Origin of the sequence: Pseudomonas ogarae (assembly GCF_014268695.2) — a bacterium.
Taxonomy (GTDB): Bacteria; Pseudomonadota; Gammaproteobacteria; order Pseudomonadales; family Pseudomonadaceae; genus Aquipseudomonas; species Aquipseudomonas kilonensis.
The window spans coordinates 2,349,909-2,366,061 of the sequence record NZ_CP077086.1 but is presented as its reverse complement, the minus strand read 5'-3'; the positions used below and the strand labels follow the sequence as shown (position 1 = coordinate 2,366,061).

Genomic DNA, 16,153 nt, shown 5'->3' with positions numbered 1-16,153 from the left:
TTTACTAAACCCGAAAAAACAAAAACCGGGGCACTTGGCCCCGGCTTCCATCAACGCAACGCTTAGACGCGTTCGAAGACAGTGGCGATGCCCTGGCCGAGGCCAATGCACATGGTGGACACACCAAAGGTGCCGCCATTCTGCTTCATGACGTTGAGCAGCGTGCCGGAGATACGCGCACCGGAGCAACCGAACGGGTGACCCAGGGCGATCGCGCCGCCGTGCAGGTTAACCTTCTCGTTCATCTTGTCGAGCACTTTCAAATCTTTCAGCACTGGCAGGGCCTGTGCGGCGAAAGCTTCGTTGAGCTCGAAGAAGTCGATATCGGCAATACCCAGGCCTGCACGCTTCAAGGCTTTCTGCGTGGCCGGTACTGGACCATAGCCCATGATCGCCGGATCCACACCCGCCACGGCCATCGAACGAATCACCGCCATCGGCTGGATACCCAGGTCCTGGGCACGCTGGGCCGACATCACGATCATGCACGAGGCACCGTCGGTGATCTGCGACGAGGTACCGGCTGTCACGGTGCCGCCCTTCGGATTGAAGGCCGGCTTGAGGGCCGCCAGGCTTTCCAGGGTGGTTTCCGGACGAATGGTTTCGTCGTAGTCGAACAGCTTCAGGAAGCCGTTCTCGTCGTAGCCCTGCATCGGGATGATCTCATCCTTGAACTTGCCTTCCACGGTCGCCTTGTGGGCGAGCTGGTGGGAGCGCACGCCAAAGGCGTCCTGCTGTTCGCGGGTGATGCCGTGCATTTTGCCAAGCATTTCCGCAGTCAGGCCCATCATGCCCGAGGCTTTCGCCGCGTACAGCGACATGTGCGGGTTCGGATCGACGCCGTGCATCATGCTCACGTGGCCCATGTGCTCGACACCACCGACGACGAACACGTCACCGTTGCCGGTCATGATCGCCTGGGCGGCGGTGTGCAGCGCGCTCATGGACGAACCGCACAGGCGGCTGACGGTCTGGCCCGCCGCCGTGTGAGGGATCTGGGTCATCAGCGAGGCCATGCGGGCGATGTTCCAGCCCTGCTCCAGGGTCTGGTTCACACAGCCCCAGATCACGTCTTCGACTTCGTTGGGGTCGACCTTGACGTTGCGCTCCAGCAGCTTGCTGATCAGGTGCGCCGACATGTCTTCGGCGCGGGTGTTGCGGTGCATGCCGCCCTTGGAGCGGCCCATCGGCGTACGACCGAAGTCGACAATCACGACGTCTCTAGGATTCAAGCTCATAAATGTTCTCTCGCTCTAGTCGTTGGGCGCTTAACCGAAGAAGCGCTGGCCGTTCTTGGCCATTTCACGCAGCTTCGCGGTCGGGTGGTACAGCGCGCCCAAATCAGCGTACTGGTCAGCCAGGGCAACGAACTCGGCGACACCGATCGAATCGATGTAGCGCAGCGCACCACCACGGAATGGAGGGAAACCGATACCGTAGACCAGACCCATGTCGGCTTCGGCGGCGGTTTCGACAATGCCGTCTTCCAGGCAACGCACGGTTTCGAGGCACAGCGGGATCATCATCCAGTTGATGATGTCCTCGTCGGTGACTTCGCGCTGCTCGTAGACAATCGGCTTGAGCACTTCCAGCACCGACGAGTCGGCGACTTTCTTCTGCTTGCCGCGCTTGTCGGTCTCATAGGCGTAGAAGCCCTTGCCGTTCTTCTGGCCCAGGCGCTTGGCTTCGTAGAGCACATCGACAGCCGAACGACGGTCGTCCTTCATGCGGTCCGGGAAGCCTTCGGCCATGACGTCGCGACCGTGGTGGCCGGTGTCGATGCCGACCACGTCCATCAGGTACGCCGGGCCCATCGGCCAGCCGAATTTTTCCATGATCTTGTCGATGCGCACGAAATCCACACCGGCGCTGACCAGCTTGGCGAAACCGCCGAAGTACGGGAACAGCACGCGGTTGACCAAAAAGCCCGGGCAGTCGTTGACGACGATCGGGTTCTTGCCCATTTTCTTGGCGTAGGCCACGGTGGTGGCAACGGCATGTTCGCTGGACTTCTCGCCACGGATCACTTCCACCAGCGGCATCATGTGCACCGGGTTGAAGAAGTGCATGCCGACGAAGTTCTCCGGACGCTTGAGGGCCTTGGCCAGCAGCGAAATGGAGATGGTCGAGGTGTTCGAGGCCAGGATGGTGTCCTCTTTGACCTTGTCTTCGACTTCAGCCAATACCGCCTGCTTGACCTTCGGGTTCTCGACAACGGCTTCGACCACCAGGTCGACATGGCCGAAATCGCCGTAGGACAGGGTCGGACGAATGCCGTTGAGCACTTCGGCCATCTTCGCAGCGGTCATGCGACCTTTGTCGACACGGCCGACCAGCAGCTTGGCGGCTTCGGCCAGGCCCTGCTCGATCCCGTGTTCGTTGATGTCCTTCATCAGGATCGGCGTGCCTTTGGACGCCGACTGGTAGGCGATACCGCCACCCATGATGCCGGCGCCGAGCACGGCGGCCTGCTTCACGTCACTGGCAATTTCGTCGTAAGCCTTGGCCTTTTTCTTCAGTTCCTGGTCATTGAGGAACAGACCGATCAGGCTTTGCGCAGCCGAGGTCTTGGCCAGCTTGACGAAGCCGGCGGCCTCGACTTCCAGAGCCTTGTCGCGACCGAAGTTCGCGGCTTTCTGGATGGTCTTGATCGCTTCGACCGGCGCCGGGTAGTTCGGGCCTGCCTGACCGGCCACGAAACCCTTGGCGGTTTCGAAGGCCATCATTTGTTCGATGGCGTTGAGCTTGAGCTTTTCGAGCTTCGGCTGACGCTTGGCCTTGTAGTCGAACTCGCCGCTGATGGCGCGCTTGAGGGTTTCAAGGGCCGCTTCCTTGAGCTTGCCAGGTTCGACCACGGCGTCCACGGCACCGACCTTCAGCGCGTCTTCAGCACGGTTTTCCTTGCCGGCGGCAATCCACTCGATGGCATTGTCGGCACCGATCAGGCGCGGCAGGCGCACGGTGCCGCCGAAGCCTGGGTAGATGCCCAGCTTGACTTCCGGCAGGCCGATCTTGGCCGTGGTGGTCATGACGCGGTAATCCGCCGCCAGGCACATTTCCAGGCCGCCACCCAGGGCGATGCCGTTGATGGCCGCGACGGTCGGTACGTTGAGGTCTTCGAAGTCGCTGAAAATACGGTTGGCTTCGAGGTTGCCAGCGATCAGTTCGGCATCGGGCAGCTTGAAGTTGTCGACGAATTCGGTGATGTCGGCGCCGACGATGAACACGTCCTTGCCGCTGCTGACGATCACACCCTTGATCGAAGCATCTGCCTTGATAGTGTCTACAGCCTGACGCAATTCATTCAGGGTTAGACGGTTGAACTTGTTGACGGACTCACCCTTGAGGTCGAATTTCAATTCGACGATGCCACTTTCAAGAGCCTTAACCGTGATGGCTTTACCTTCGTAAATCATCAACTGATCTCCACGATATGGAAGCTGAACAGTACACGTTGAACGCTGACCACTGGTTCGGCATAGACGTTACCGTCGATGCTACGCCAATCCGCCAGGCACACCCGTCAACGCGATAGTCGGGGTCTGTAGGAGCATTCTGAAAATACAAACGCTCAATTCATACGCCCGTTTGATTTGGGTACGTCACCTTCACGGAATTTCCGACAATTGTCAATCGCCCTAAACACAGGCGTGAACGCGACTTCACGGTCATTTCCGTACCGTACGGATCCGCAACACGGCACCGCATGAGCAGCTATTCATAGGATCAATAATTAGAAAAATCGCCCTAATTCCAGACAGACCGGAACCAGCGGTCTACGCTGTCAGGACGCGATTGAAGATTGGGAACAAAGGACGTTACGAACGCACGCCCTGGCATGAGATTGTTTACCGGCCTGCCTGGCCAACCCGCCCGATGAGACTGTCGGGCTTTTTTATGCCTCAGGCCAGCGCCTTGAGCACCGTGCAAATATCTTGCAAAACAGTCGCTTCGCCCTTCTCGCCCCAGTACAAGGCAATCATTTGCCGGTCGGCTTCGACTTTGTAGACATTGGCCGGCAATTTTTCGAAATGATTGAGCAACACCTCATCCTGGCAGACTTCCCGCCATTGGTTGACCCAGACGCCTGGCGCCGTCTGCCAATAGCTCCAGACCGCCGGTTCCTTGCCACGCCGGGGCCGGTGGTACTGGGCGCAAGGGTTTGGCGGCTGCTGGCCGAGCCAGTGCGGCCACTCCTGCGGCGCCAGCTGCATGGCCAGGCCCAGGCGTCGCGCCTCCATGCGCAGGGCCATGCGACCGCTCTGAACACGGGACGGCCGCAACCATGCCAGCGGACTTAACACCACCAACAGGATTGACACCACTATCCAGACCGTCATATTCGTACTCCCGAATTCTGATGAGCCCATTGAGCCACGTCGCCGTCAATGCGCTTGAAACCAGCCATACTTACCGTATCGCAATTCTCTGGAGTGCTTTCCATGTACTACGAACACGTTCTGGTCGCCGTCGACCTCACTGAAGAATGCGATCCGGTCGTCAAGCGCGCCCTCGCCCTTTGCGAAAGCCGGGACACCAAGCTGTCGCTGGTGCATATCGTCGAACCGATGGCCATGGCCTTCGGCGGCGACGTGCCCATGGACCTTTCCCAGTTGCAGCAGCAACAATTTGACCAGGCCAAGGAGCGCCTTGACCGACTGATCGTGAAATACCCTGCCCTGAAGAAGGAATTCAGCCACCTGACCTACGGCCAGCCGCGCCAGGAGATCCATCACCTGGCCAAGGAACAGGGTTGCGACCTGATTGTGGTCGGCAGCCATGGTCGCCACGGCCTGGCGCTGTTGCTGGGCTCGACCGCCAACGACGTGCTGCATGGCGCGCCTTGCGATGTGCTGGCGGTACATCTGGTCAAGCGCACATAAACCCTAAACCTGTGGGAGCAAAGCTTGCTCGCGATAAAGGCATCCCGGTCTGTCGAATGACCGCGTTATCGTTCATCGCGAGCAAGCTTTGCTCCCACAGGCAGCCCCCTACAGGGGAATAGCGTTTCAAATAGAAATCCCGGCGTTCATTGCTGAATTCCGGGATTTTTTTCAACAGCGGATCAAGCGTCCAGTTCAGCCCAACGCTCGACCAGTGCGTCCAGCTCGGCCTGCAACTGCTCCAGGTGCGCGATCACCTTGGCGGTTTCGGCCGCTGGCCGCTGGTAGAAGCCGGCGTCAGCCATCTCGGCCTCCACGGCGGCGATCTGCTGTTCCTTCGCGTCGATATCACCCGGCAACGCCTCCAGCTCGCGCTGCAGCTTGTAGCTGAGTTTTTTCTTGGCCGGTGCCGCTGCCGCGGCTACCGGGGCTGGCTCGGCCTTGACCACCGCCGAATTCAGGTCGGCCTTGCCGGACTTGCTCTCGGTTACTCCCAGCAGACGCGGCGAGCCGCCCTGGCGCAGCCAGTCCTGATAACCACCGACGTATTCACGCACCAGGCCTTCGCCCTCGAACACCAGGGTGCTGGTGACCACGTTGTCGAGGAATGCCCGGTCGTGACTGACCATCAGCACGGTGCCGTTGAAGGTCAGCAACACCTCTTCCAGCAACTCCAGGGTTTCCACGTCCAGGTCGTTGGTCGGTTCGTCAAGCACCAGCAGGTTCGCCGGCTTGCTAAACAACTTGGCCAGCAACAGACGGGCACGCTCGCCACCCGACAGCGCCTTGACCGGCGTGCGGGCACGCTGGGGGCTGAACAGGAAATCGCCGAGGTAGCTCAACACATGGCGGCTCTGACCATCGATGTCGATGAAATCGCGACCTTCGGCCACGTTGTCGATCACGGTTTTTTCCAGGTCCAGCTGATGACGCAACTGGTCAAAGTAGGCAACGTCGATCTTCGTGCCCTCCTCCACCTTGCCATTGGTCGGCACCAGACCACCAAGCATCAGCTTGAGCAAGGTCGTCTTGCCGGTGCCGTTGGCGCCCAGCAGGCCGATGCGATCACCACGCTGCAGCACCATGGAGAAGTCCTTGATCAGGAACGGGCCGCCCGGGTGCGCGAAACTTACGTTCTCAAGGACCATCACCTGCTTGCCGGACTTGTCAGCGGTATCCAACTGAATGTTGGCCTTGCCGGTGCGCTCGCGACGTTCACTGCGTTCCATGCGCAAGGCTTTGAGCGCCCGCACACGGCCTTCGTTGCGGGTGCGACGAGCCTTGATGCCCTGGCGAATCCAGACTTCTTCCTGGGCCAGTTTTTTATCGAATAGCGCGTTAGCGGTTTCTTCCGCCGCCAGCGCCGCTTCCTTGTGCACCAGGAAACTGGCGTAGTCGCCGTTCCAGTCGATCAGGCCGCCACGGTCCAGCTCGAGGATGCGCGTCGCCAGGTTTTGCAGGAAGGAACGGTCGTGGGTGATGAACAACACCGCCCCCTGGAAGTCTTTCAGGGCTTCTTCAAGCCAGGCGATGGCGCCGATGTCCAGGTGGTTGGTCGGTTCGTCGAGCAGCAGCAGATCCGGCTCGGAGACCAGGGCCTGGGCCAGCAGGACGCGGCGACGCCAACCACCGGACAACTCGGCGAGGGTCTTGTCGGCCGGCAATTGCAAGCGGCTCAGGGTGCTGTCGACCAGTTGCTGCAGACGCCAGCCGTCACGGGCTTCAAGGTCGTGCTGCACGTGCATCAACTTGTTCAGGTCAGCATCGGTGACGATGTTCTGGCTCAGGTGGTGATACTCGGCCAACAGCGCGCCGACACCGTCCAGGCCTTCGGCAACCACGTCGAACACGGTCCGCTCGTCGGCCACCGGCAGTTCCTGGGGCAATTCGCCGATTTTAAGGCCTGGCGCGCGCCAGACCGAGCCGTCATCGGGCTTTTGATCGCCCTTGACCAGCTTCATCATGCTGGATTTGCCAGTGCCGTTGCGGCCGATGATGCACACCCGCTCACCACGGGCGATCTGCCAGGACACCTTGTCCAACAACGGCATAGCGCCGAAAGCAAGGGACACATCGCTGAATTTGAGCAGGGTCATGAGCTTCTCCAAAAACCGGGCGCGCATTCTACCTGAGATGAGGCCCCAGGGGTCCGCCAATTTCGCCACCGAAGCACTCTGCATAACAAATGCTGCGAACTTGCACCGACGACTCCGCAAAGCTTTCGCCGGCTGCTGGCAAAAGGCTAAGCTACAGACAGTTACCCTGGGTTTTCCCTTGGGCTTGTCATGTTTTTTATGCCCGGACGTCTCATGCGCAGTCGCCTTTTCAGTGTTGTATCGTGTCTTTTTGTATGTGCCACTGCCGTTCAATCCGCGCAGGCGGTGGATATCTCCACTCAACGCCAATATTACAACGAGGCCAAGCGTGCCTTGGCCAAGGGTGATTCCGGCCCCTACTTCCGCTATAGCCAGGCCCTGCGCGATTATCCGCTGGAGCCTTACCTGGCCTATGACGAGTTGACCGCCCGCCTCAAGAGCGCCAGCAACGCCGAAATCGAGAAATTCCTCGCCGAGCATGGGGACCTGCCCCAGGCCAACTGGATGAAGTTGCGCTGGCTGCGTTGGCTGAGCGAGCGCGGCGACTGGAAAACGTTCGTCAAGTATTACGACCCCAAGCTCAATTTCACCGAACTGGACTGCCTTAACGCCCAGTACCAGCTCAGCCACGGCTTGAAGGCCGAAGGCTATGCCAATACCGAAAAGCTCTGGCTCTCCGGTAAGTCCCAACCCCAGGCCTGCGATGCACTGTTCGGCCTATGGGCCTCCCAGGGCCAGTTGACCGAACAGAAACGCTGGGAGCGCACCAAATTGGCGGCCCAGGCCCGCAACTACCCGCTGGCCAACAGCCTGGTCAGCGGCCTGACCACCCTTGCCCCCCGTGGCAAGTTGCTGGTGGACGTGGCGCAGAAGCCCGAGTTGCTCAACCAGCCGTCGCGCTTCAGTCCGGCCGATGAACCGATGTCCGATATCGTCAGCCTTGGCCTGCGTCGCCTGGCCCGCCAGGATCCGGAAAAGGCCATGGCACTGCTGGATGGCTACGCCAGCACCATGCACTTTTCCCGAGATGAAAAAGTCGCGATTGCCCGGGAAATCGGCCTGACCCTGGCCAAGCGCTTTGACAGCCGGGCCTTGGACGTGATGACGAAATACGACCCGGAACTGCGCGATGACACCGTTTCGGAGTGGCGCTTGCGCCTGCTGCTACGCCTGGCCCGCTGGGACGACGCCTACCAACTGACCCGCCGCCTGCCCGAGTCGCTGGCCAGCACCAACCGCTGGCGGTACTGGCAAGCCCGCACGCTGGAGCTGGCGCAGCCACAGAATCCCGAGGCAGCGGCGCTCTACAAGCACCTGGCCCGTGAACGGGACTTCTATGGCTTCCTGGCCGCCGACCGCTCCCAGTCGCCGTACTCGCTCATCAACAAGCCGCTGGTGATGAGCCAGGCACTGATCAGCAAGGTGCGCAACACACCCGGCGTGCGTCGGGCGCTGGAATTCCATGCCCGCGGAGACATTGTTGACGGACGCCGCGAGTGGTATCACGTGAGCCGTCATTTCAACCGGGACGAAATGGTTGCCCAGGCCAAACTGGCCTACGACCTGAAGTGGTACTTCCCCGCCATTCGCACCATCAGCCAGGCCAAGTACTGGGACGACCTGGACATCCGCTTCCCCATGGCCCACCGCGACACCCTGGTGCGCGAAGCCAAAGTCCGTGGCCTGCACTCGAGCTGGGTGTTCGCGATCACTCGCCAGGAAAGCGCCTTCATGGACGACGCCCGCTCCGGCGTCGGTGCCGCCGGCCTGATGCAACTGATGCCTGGCACCGCCAAGGAAACCGCGCGCAAGTTCAGCATTCCCCTGGCTTCACCTCAGCAAGTGCTGAACCCGGACAAGAACATCCAGTTGGGCGCAGCCTACCTGAGCCAGGTTCACAGCCAGTTCAACGGCAACCGCGTCCTGGCTTCGGCGGCCTACAACGCCGGCCCCGGTCGCGTGCGCCAGTGGCTGCGCGGCGCCGACCACTTGAGCTTCGACGTCTGGGTCGAAAGTATTCCTTTCGACGAAACCCGCCAATATGTGCAGAACGTGTTGTCGTACTCGGTGATCTACGGCCAGAAACTCAACTCGCCGCAACCGCTGGTGGATTGGCATGAGCGCTATTTCGATGATCAGTGATTATTAGCGGAAGCTGTTCCTGAGAAGAAAAAATGCCCGCATCGAAAGATGCGGGCATTTTTTGGTCGGTTACTTGGTCGGTTACTTGGTCGGTTGTTGGGCCCTGTGGGAGCGAGCCTGCTCGCGATAGCGGTGTGACAGTCGGCATCATTGTTGCTGATCAGCCGCTATCGCGAGCAGGCTCGCTCCCACATTGGTCTCAACACATCAGATTCACTGAACGTCCTCACCCTGCTGATTGAACTGCAACGCCGCCAGCCGCGCGTACAACGCATTGCTGGCAACCAGCTCCTGGTGAGTGCCCACCGCAACCACCTTGCCCTGGTCCATCACCGCGATCCGATCAGCGTTTTTCACCGTGGCCAGGCGGTGGGCGATGACCAGGGTCGTGCGGTTTTTCATCAGGTTGGGCAGGGCTTGCTGGATCAGGTGTTCGCTTTGCGCATCGAGGGCGCTGGTGGCTTCGTCCAGCAGCAGGATCGGCGCGTCCACCAGCAACGCCCGGGCGATGGCCAGGCGTTGGCGCTGGCCGCCGGACAGGCCCAGGCCACCGTCGCCCAGGTGGGTCTGGTAGCCGTCGGGCATTTTTTCGATGAAGTCGTGGGCGTGGGCAATCTGCGCAGCCTCACGCACCTGCTCGGACGTTGCGCCAGGGTTGCCGTAGCGGATGTTCTCTTCGACCGTGCCGAAAAACAGCGCCGGGTTTTGTGAAACCAGGGCGAAGTGGCGGCGCAGGTCCAGCGGATCGAGTTGAGTCAACGGCACGTCGTCGATCAGGATCTGCCCTTGCACCGGATCGTAGAAACGCAGCAGCAGGTCATACACCGTTGACTTGCCCGCACCGGAAGGCCCGACCAGGGCCAGGGTCTCGCCGGCCTTGATGCTCAGGTCGAGGCCGTCGACCGCGTAACTGTCCGGTCGAGACGGATAGGAAAAACGCACGCCCTCGAGGCGCAAATCGCCCCGGACCCGCTCCGGCAAGGTGACAACGCCTGAAGCGGGCGGCTGGATGATGTTTTCCGAACGCAGCAACTCGGCAATGCGCTCTGCCGCGCCTGCGGCCCGTTGCAGCTCGCCGATCACTTCGCTCAGGGTACCGAAGGCGCTGCCAACGATCAGGCTGTAGAACACGAATGCCGCCAGCTCACCACCGGAAATCCGCCCGGCGATCACATCCATGCCGCCGACCCAGAGCATCACCCCCACCGCGCCCAGCACCAGTACGATCACCAGGGTGATCAGCCAGGCCCGCTGGGCGATGCGCTTGCGGGCGGTGTCGAAGGCCTGCTCCACCGTCAGGGAGAAACGTTGTTCGTCCTGGACCTGATGATTGTAGGCCTGCACGGTCTTGATCTGGCCGAGGGTTTCGGAGACGTAGCTGCCAACGTCGGCAACCCGGTCCTGGCTCTCACGCGACAAGCTGCGCACTCGACGACCAAAGATCAGGATCGGCGCCAATACCAGCGGCAAGGCAATCACCACGATACTGGTCAGCTTGGGATTGGTGATGAACAGCAGCACGATGCCGCCCACCACCATCAAGGCGTTGCGCAAAAACAACGACAGCGACGAACCGATCACCGATTGCAGCAAAGTCGTATCAGTGGTCAGCCGTGACTGGATTTCCGAACTGCGGTTGTTTTCGTAGAAGCCCGGGTGCAAGTACACCAGATGGTTGAAGACCTGCCGCCGGATATCGGCCACCACCCGCTCGCCGATCCAGGACACCAGGTAAAAACGTGCAAACGTACCGATCGCCAGCCCCACCACCAGCACCATGAACAGGCCGATGGATTGATTGAGCAGGTGCGGTGAGCGGGTCATGAAGCCCTGGTCCACCAGCAACCGGATGCCTTGGCCCATGGACAAGGTAATACCGGCGGTGACAATCAGGGCCAGCAAGGCGCCGGCGACCTGTTTGCGGTAAGGGGCGATGAAGCCGCTGGCCAGGCGTATGGCACGGCGATGTCGGGAAGAAAGCATCAAAGGCGTCCGATAATGCAGCAGGAAAAAGGTCGGCCCGCGCCGTCGAAACGCAGCGGAACCAAGTTGAATCAGAATGAGTCAGGTTAAATATGACCACTACGACTAGCAGCTAGATGTTATCGGTCTAAAGTCTGGCTGGAAACGCAACTGTGTTTCTGATTGAGTGGAGGTGTCGCCATGAACCTACAAGGAGTGTCATGGCTCGGTCACCTGGCGACATTAAAGTAAGCACACAACCTGATGAGGAGACAGGCCATGTCCTTGCAACACAGCAGCGACGACAAGATTCAAGTAATCCGCACGCAACCGGACCAGTCTCTGGGCTGCTCGTTCATCGATGCCCAAGGGCGCGAAGTACCGATCACCGAAGACATGATCCAGAAAGCCTGCAGCGAGCTGGAAAAACGCCTGGTCAAGCCTGCCGAACAAAAGTGATACAGCCCGTCTTCAATTGGACCCGACCTTGATGTCGGGTTTTTTATGCTTGCTGATTTTGCAGACGCCTGTGGCCAGGCTCTTGTGGCGAGGGAGCTTGCTCCCTCGCCACAAGAGCGCACCGCCCTTAAAGGGTGGTGGCACCCAGCGCTGTCACGATCTGTTGCAAGGCCACCGACTGCCCTTCTATACGAACCTTCAAGCTGTCGATTTCCCGCCGTGGCGGATAATGCTTGCGCAAGGCGTCGAACGCGCTGCGTTGCTCGCTGACCGTGCCCACCAGACTGCGGCGAAAGTTCGCGTCGTCGCCACGGGGGTCGTACACGCTCCGGCACAACGCCGCCAAGGCCCAGGCCGGGTCGGTTGCGGCATCCAGGGTGATGCCACCGAGCCAAGGCCGAGGCAACAGGTCGCTGAGGCTGACTTCAACCGGCTGTTCCAGGAAAGCGCACAAGGCCTGGTAGATCTGGGCGGTGCCGCGCTGACGGCCATCGAGGCTGTAACCGGCAATGTGCGGGGTGGCGATCACGCACAAATCGGCCAGGTCCACATCCACGGTGGGTTCCTGCTCCCAGACATCCAGCACCGCTTGCAGGTCTTCGCGTTCCAGCAACACTTCGCGTAGCGCGGCGTTGTCGATCACCGGGCCGCGGGCCGCGTTGATCAGCCAGGTCCCGGGCTTGAGCTGGTTCAGGCGCGCCTCGTCGAACAGGTGCCAGGTCGGTTGCTCACCGTCGCGGGTCAACGGTGTGTGCAGGCTGATCACATCGCACTGCTCGATGATCTGCTCCAGGCTCACATAGTCGCCCCCCTCGGCGGCCTGACGCGGCGGATCGCAGACCTTTACGGTCCAGCCCAGCCCCTTGAGCACCTCGATCAACCGCCCGCCCACCTGGCCTGCGCCGACCACGCCGAAGGTTCGTTGCTCGAGTTGTGCGCCTTCGATTTCTGCCAGGGTCATCAGGCTGCCCAGCACATAGTCCACCACACCACGGGCATTGCAGCCCGGCGCGCTGGCCCAGCGGATACCGGCCTCGGCGAGATAATCCAGGTCCAGGTGATCGGTGCCGATGGTGCAGGTGCCGACAAAGCGCACCTTGCTGCCTTCCAGCAGGGCCCGATTGACCTGGCTGACCGAACGCACCAGCAACACATCGGCGTGCTCGACCATCGTCCGGTCGATCCCCCGCCCCGGTACCCGGCGGATTTCGCCGAACCCTTGGAAAAACGCATCGAGCAGGGGGATGTTTTCGTCGGCGACGATCAGCATGGCAGAGCTCCTTTGGCGGGAGGGGCAGTGTAGGCGTTCCTCGCCTCGATGGGCCAGCCCATTGCTTCAGTGAGCGCGTTTGTGGCGAGGGAGCTTGCTCCCGCTCGGGTGCGAAGCAGCCGCCAGCTTTTGGGGCCTGCTTCGCAGTCCAGCGGGAGCAAGCTCCCTCGCCACAGAAACTACCCGGGCAGACGTTGACGATTACAAATCCACAACACAGGTTTTTTCCTGACCACTGTGTCAAGGCGTAGAATTCGCCGCCTTGCGCTTAACCTTTTCGGACGCTTTCCCTGTGAACCCTGTCATCGATACCCCCATCACCCTCTCCCGCCCGGCCCGCGTTCGCCTCGAACTCAGGACCTTGCTGGCCCTGGCCCTGCCGATCATGGTGGCGCAACTGGCAACCACCGCCATGGGGTTTGTCGATGCGGTGATGGCTGGTCGGGTCGGCCCACGGGACCTCGCGGCCGTGGCCCTGGGCAACTCGATCTGGGTGCCGGTGTTCCTGCTGATGACCGGCACATTGCTGGCGACCACGCCGAAAGTTGCCCAGCGCTTCGGTGCCGGTACGTTCGACGAGATCGGGCCGCTGGTGCGCCAGGCGCTGTGGTTGGCATTGGTGGTGGGGTTGATCGCGACGCTGGCGCTGTTCAGCGCCGAACCGATCCTGCACATCATGAACGTCGATCCTGAACTGATCGGTCCGTGCATGGAATACCTGCGGGGCATCGGCACAGGCTTGCCGGCGGTGGCGCTGTATCACGTACTGCGCTGCTTCAGCGATGGCCTGGGTCGCACGCGGCCGGCGATGGTGTTGGGGCTGTGTGGGCTGGCGCTGAACATTCCGCTCAATTACATCTTCATCTACGGGCACCTGGGTGTGCCCGCCATGGGCGGCGTCGGTTGTGGCTGGGCCACGGCCATCGTGATGTGGGTCATGGCCCTGGGCATGGCCGGTTGGGCCCGGTGGGCGCCGGCCTATCAGTCGAGCCGGTTGTTCAGCCGTTTCGACTGGCCGCAATGGGCCGTCATCAAGCGCCTGCTGGGCATCGGCCTGCCGATTGGCATCGCGGTGTTCGCCGAGTCGAGTATTTTTGCAGTGATCGCCCTGCTGATCGGCAGCCTCGGCGCCACCGTGGTGGCCGGGCACCAGATCGCACTGAACTTCAGCTCCCTGGTGTTCATGATCCCCTACTCCCTGGGCATGGCCGTCACGGTGCGGGTCGGCCAGGCCCTGGGCCGTCGTCAGCCGCGCGAAGCACGCTTCGCCGCCGGGGTGGGTATGGGCACGGCCTTGGCGTATGCCTGCCTGTCGGCAAGCCTGATGTTCGCACTGCGCGGGCCCATCGCGGCGATCTATACCGCCGATCCAGTGGTGATCGACGTGGCCTCGATGCTGATCGTCTACGCGGCGCTGTTCCAGTTTTCCGATGCGATCCAGGTCACGGCGGCGGGCGCATTGCGCGGCTTCCAGGACACCCGGGTGACGATGATCCTGACCCTGTTCGCCTATTGGGGCATCGGACTGCCAGTGGGTTACGCCCTGGGTCTGACCGACTGGCTCGGCGCGGCCAGCGGCCCGAGCGGGTTGTGGCAAGGCCTGATCGTGGGCTTGAGCTGCGCGGCGCTGATGCTGTCGATCCGCCTGGCACGCAGCGCGCGCAAGCAGATCCGCCTCAGTCGCTCAACGGATTAAGCGAGTTTCTTGCGGATCCAGTAGAGGTACGTGCCCGCTTCCTCCTGCTGCGCCACCAGTTCGTGGTCCAGGAACACGCAAAACTTGGGGATGTCGCGGCGAGTCGAGGGGTCGGTGGCGATCACTTTCAGCAGCCCGCCGGGGACCAGGTCGCGAATGTGCTGGTGCAGCATCATCACCGGTTCCGGGCAATTGAGGCCCGTGGCATCCAGCGTGCCGTCCACCGGCGTATCGTTCATTTCACTCATGTTCTACTCCTGAAGCTGGCCGGCATTGTCGCGCAATGTCGGTCCTGAGCAAAGCCTGTGGAATCGCAAACAGGTGGGAGCAGGACTGTGGGAGCAAGGCTTGCCCGCGATGCAGGCACCTCGATCTCCGGACCGCGTCATCGTTCATCGCGAGCAAGCTTTGCTCCCACGGGGCTTTTTGGTGTCCAACCGCCGCAGATGGCACGTCACTTCCTCGCGATCGTGGTACAGCTGCTTGCAACCGATCTCGACCTTGATCCCCCGAGCCTTGAAACCCTCGGCGATGCGCTCGAGCAGGCGCTTGACCTCGGCATAGCGCTGTTTCATCGGCAGCTTGAGGTTGACCACGGCCTCGCGGCAATGCCCTTCGCCAATCCACTCTTCCAGCATCGCCGCGTTGCGTGCCGGTTTCTCGACGATATCGCAGACCATCCAGTCCACCGGCTGCTTGGGCTTGAACGTGAAGCCGTCTGCCATCAGATGCTGCACCAGTCCGGTGTCCATCAGGCTTTCGGCCATCGGGCCATTGTCGATGGCGGTCACCAGCATGCCCCGGTTGACCAACTGCCAGGTCCAGCCGCCTGGCGCGGCGCCGAGGTCCACGCCGGTCATGTCGCTGTGCAGCCGCTCGTCCCACTGGTCCCGGGGAATGAAATGGTGCCAGGCCTCTTCAAGCTTGAGGGTGGAACGGCTCGGCGCTTCCCGGGGAAACTTCAGGCGGGGAAAGCCCATGGGCCACATCGCCGAGTTATCGGATTCGGCCAGGCCCAGGAACACTTCGCGGCCACTCTTGAAGGTCAGCAGCAGGCGCGGCTTGCGCGGGTCGTCCACCAGCTTGCCGGCGCCAATCAGCGCCTTGCGCAACGGGCCTTCGAACTTTTTGCAGAAGTTCGACAGTTCCTTGCCGTCGTTGGTATCCACCACTTCCAGCCACAGGCTGCCACAGGTCGGGAAAGCGGCCATGTGGGCCAGGATGACGCTGATGCGATCGGTTTCCGGCAAATCGATGAAGGTACCGCGCGCCCACTGGCGCGGGAAAATCAATTCGGCGAAACGCTGGCCGCCCATCAGCCGCTCGGCGCCGTCGTCTTCGGTGCAGACAAATTCAGCGCAGGCACTGGCTGGTTTGGCCTTGGCGTAGCCGGCTACGTTGAGCCGGGCCGCGTGTTCGGCGATCTCGGAACAGACCTCGCCTTCGAAGCCCGGCCGGCAGTGCATGAAAAGCGTGTTCATTGAAACTCCGTAGCAAAGCCTGTCACGAAAACCGCCGCATGATAGCGGAGTTCGGAACCGCGAACCTGTCCATAGAGTCCAGTGATTAGTCATACGCTCAAAACAGGGCTAGGTTAAAGGCTCTGTCCGTTCCGTCAGTCCGTAGCCGTGCGGACTCAAAGGAG

General features: G+C 61.3%; 12 protein-coding genes. 4 read left to right on the top strand and 8 right to left on the bottom strand.

Going from position 1 to position 16,153, the window contains the following annotated elements:
* Window positions 1–62: 62 nt before the first annotated feature.
* From fadA to HU749_RS10510, 3 genes are all read right to left on the bottom strand, one after another.
* Window positions 63–1,238: an acetyl-CoA C-acyltransferase FadA gene (fadA, locus tag HU749_RS10520; protein ID WP_024618393.1), complete on the bottom strand. Its 1,176-nt coding sequence runs from the start codon at window positions 1,236–1,238 to the stop codon at window positions 63–65.
* A gap of 30 nt (window positions 1,239–1,268) precedes the next feature.
* Window positions 1,269–3,416, bottom strand: coding sequence for a fatty acid oxidation complex subunit alpha FadB (gene fadB, locus HU749_RS10515; protein ID WP_186650312.1), 2,148 nt, complete (start codon window positions 3,414–3,416; stop codon window positions 1,269–1,271).
* Window positions 3,417–3,902: 486 nt separating this feature from the next.
* A complete protein-coding gene (locus HU749_RS10510; RefSeq protein ID WP_046065289.1) occupies window positions 3,903–4,340 on the bottom strand; it encodes a hypothetical protein in 438 nt (145 codons plus the stop codon).
* Window positions 4,341–4,442: 102 nt separating this feature from the next.
* On the opposite strand from HU749_RS10510, the gene HU749_RS10505 reads away from it, so the two are divergent.
* The gene (locus HU749_RS10505) at window positions 4,443–4,883 is read left to right on the top strand and encodes a universal stress protein (RefSeq protein WP_003199636.1); all 441 of its coding nucleotides are present in this window, start codon (window positions 4,443–4,445) and stop codon (window positions 4,881–4,883) included.
* 182 nt (window positions 4,884–5,065) lie between these two features.
* On the opposite strand, the gene HU749_RS10500 is transcribed toward HU749_RS10505, so the two are convergent.
* The gene (locus tag HU749_RS10500; protein ID WP_186650309.1) at window positions 5,066–6,979 is read right to left on the bottom strand and encodes an ATP-binding cassette domain-containing protein; all 1,914 of its coding nucleotides are present in this window, start codon (window positions 6,977–6,979) and stop codon (window positions 5,066–5,068) included.
* A 213-nt stretch (window positions 6,980–7,192) separates the two neighbouring features.
* Between HU749_RS10500 and HU749_RS10495 the strand changes: the two genes are divergently transcribed.
* Window positions 7,193–9,121, top strand: coding sequence for a transglycosylase SLT domain-containing protein (locus tag HU749_RS10495; RefSeq protein WP_079304338.1), 1,929 nt, complete (start codon window positions 7,193–7,195; stop codon window positions 9,119–9,121).
* 213 nt (window positions 9,122–9,334) lie between these two features.
* Here the strand turns inward: HU749_RS10495 and HU749_RS10490 are convergent, their stop codons facing one another.
* Window positions 9,335–11,104: an ABC transporter transmembrane domain-containing protein gene (locus tag HU749_RS10490; protein ID WP_079304336.1), complete on the bottom strand. Its 1,770-nt coding sequence runs from the start codon at window positions 11,102–11,104 to the stop codon at window positions 9,335–9,337.
* 258 nt (window positions 11,105–11,362) lie between these two features.
* On the opposite strand from HU749_RS10490, the gene HU749_RS10485 reads away from it, so the two are divergent.
* Entirely contained in the window at window positions 11,363–11,542 is a 180-nt protein-coding gene (locus tag HU749_RS10485) for a PA1571 family protein (RefSeq protein WP_003199629.1), read from the top strand.
* A 127-nt stretch (window positions 11,543–11,669) separates the two neighbouring features.
* On the opposite strand, the gene pdxB is transcribed toward HU749_RS10485, so the two are convergent.
* Window positions 11,670–12,812, bottom strand: coding sequence for a 4-phosphoerythronate dehydrogenase PdxB (pdxB, locus tag HU749_RS10480; protein WP_079304334.1), 1,143 nt, complete (start codon window positions 12,810–12,812; stop codon window positions 11,670–11,672).
* 292 nt (window positions 12,813–13,104) lie between these two features.
* Between pdxB and HU749_RS10475 the strand changes: the two genes are divergently transcribed.
* A complete protein-coding gene (locus HU749_RS10475) occupies window positions 13,105–14,508 on the top strand; it encodes an MATE family efflux transporter (protein WP_275959739.1) in 1,404 nt (467 codons plus the stop codon).
* Here HU749_RS10475 and tusA read toward each other — a convergent pair.
* The gene (tusA, locus tag HU749_RS10470) at window positions 14,505–14,756 is read right to left on the bottom strand and encodes a sulfurtransferase TusA (RefSeq protein ID WP_014339369.1); all 252 of its coding nucleotides are present in this window, start codon (window positions 14,754–14,756) and stop codon (window positions 14,505–14,507) included. The two genes, HU749_RS10475 and tusA, sit on opposite strands and share 4 nt — an antisense overlap.
* Before the next feature lie 144 nt (window positions 14,757–14,900).
* The gene (rlmM, locus tag HU749_RS10465; RefSeq protein WP_186650306.1) at window positions 14,901–15,989 is read right to left on the bottom strand and encodes a 23S rRNA (cytidine(2498)-2'-O)-methyltransferase RlmM; all 1,089 of its coding nucleotides are present in this window, start codon (window positions 15,987–15,989) and stop codon (window positions 14,901–14,903) included.
* Window positions 15,990–16,153: the final 164 nt, after the last annotated feature.

What these genes read in the sequence shown, in the direction of transcription:
- HU749_RS10495 (WP_079304338.1), top strand. Translation starts at nt 7,193, where the DNA reads ATGCGCAGTCGCCTTTTCAGTGTTGTATCGTGTCTTTTTGTATGTGCC.
- fadB (WP_186650312.1), bottom strand. Translation starts at nt 3,416, where the DNA reads ATGATTTACGAAGGTAAAGCCATCACGGTTAAGGCTCTTGAAAGTGGC.
- HU749_RS10485 (WP_003199629.1), top strand. Translation starts at nt 11,363, where the DNA reads ATGTCCTTGCAACACAGCAGCGACGACAAGATTCAAGTAATCCGCACG.
- HU749_RS10510 (WP_046065289.1), bottom strand. Translation starts at nt 4,340, where the DNA reads ATGACGGTCTGGATAGTGGTGTCAATCCTGTTGGTGGTGTTAAGTCCG.
- fadA (WP_024618393.1), bottom strand. Translation starts at nt 1,238, where the DNA reads ATGAGCTTGAATCCTAGAGACGTCGTGATTGTCGACTTCGGTCGTACG.
- HU749_RS10505 (WP_003199636.1), top strand. Translation starts at nt 4,443, where the DNA reads ATGTACTACGAACACGTTCTGGTCGCCGTCGACCTCACTGAAGAATGC.
- HU749_RS10500 (WP_186650309.1), bottom strand. Translation starts at nt 6,979, where the DNA reads ATGACCCTGCTCAAATTCAGCGATGTGTCCCTTGCTTTCGGCGCTATG.
- pdxB (WP_079304334.1), bottom strand. Translation starts at nt 12,812, where the DNA reads ATGCTGATCGTCGCCGACGAAAACATCCCCCTGCTCGATGCGTTTTTC.
- HU749_RS10490 (WP_079304336.1), bottom strand. Translation starts at nt 11,104, where the DNA reads ATGCTTTCTTCCCGACATCGCCGTGCCATACGCCTGGCCAGCGGCTTC.
- tusA (WP_014339369.1), bottom strand. Translation starts at nt 14,756, where the DNA reads ATGAGTGAAATGAACGATACGCCGGTGGACGGCACGCTGGATGCCACG.
- rlmM (WP_186650306.1), bottom strand. Translation starts at nt 15,989, where the DNA reads ATGAACACGCTTTTCATGCACTGCCGGCCGGGCTTCGAAGGCGAGGTC.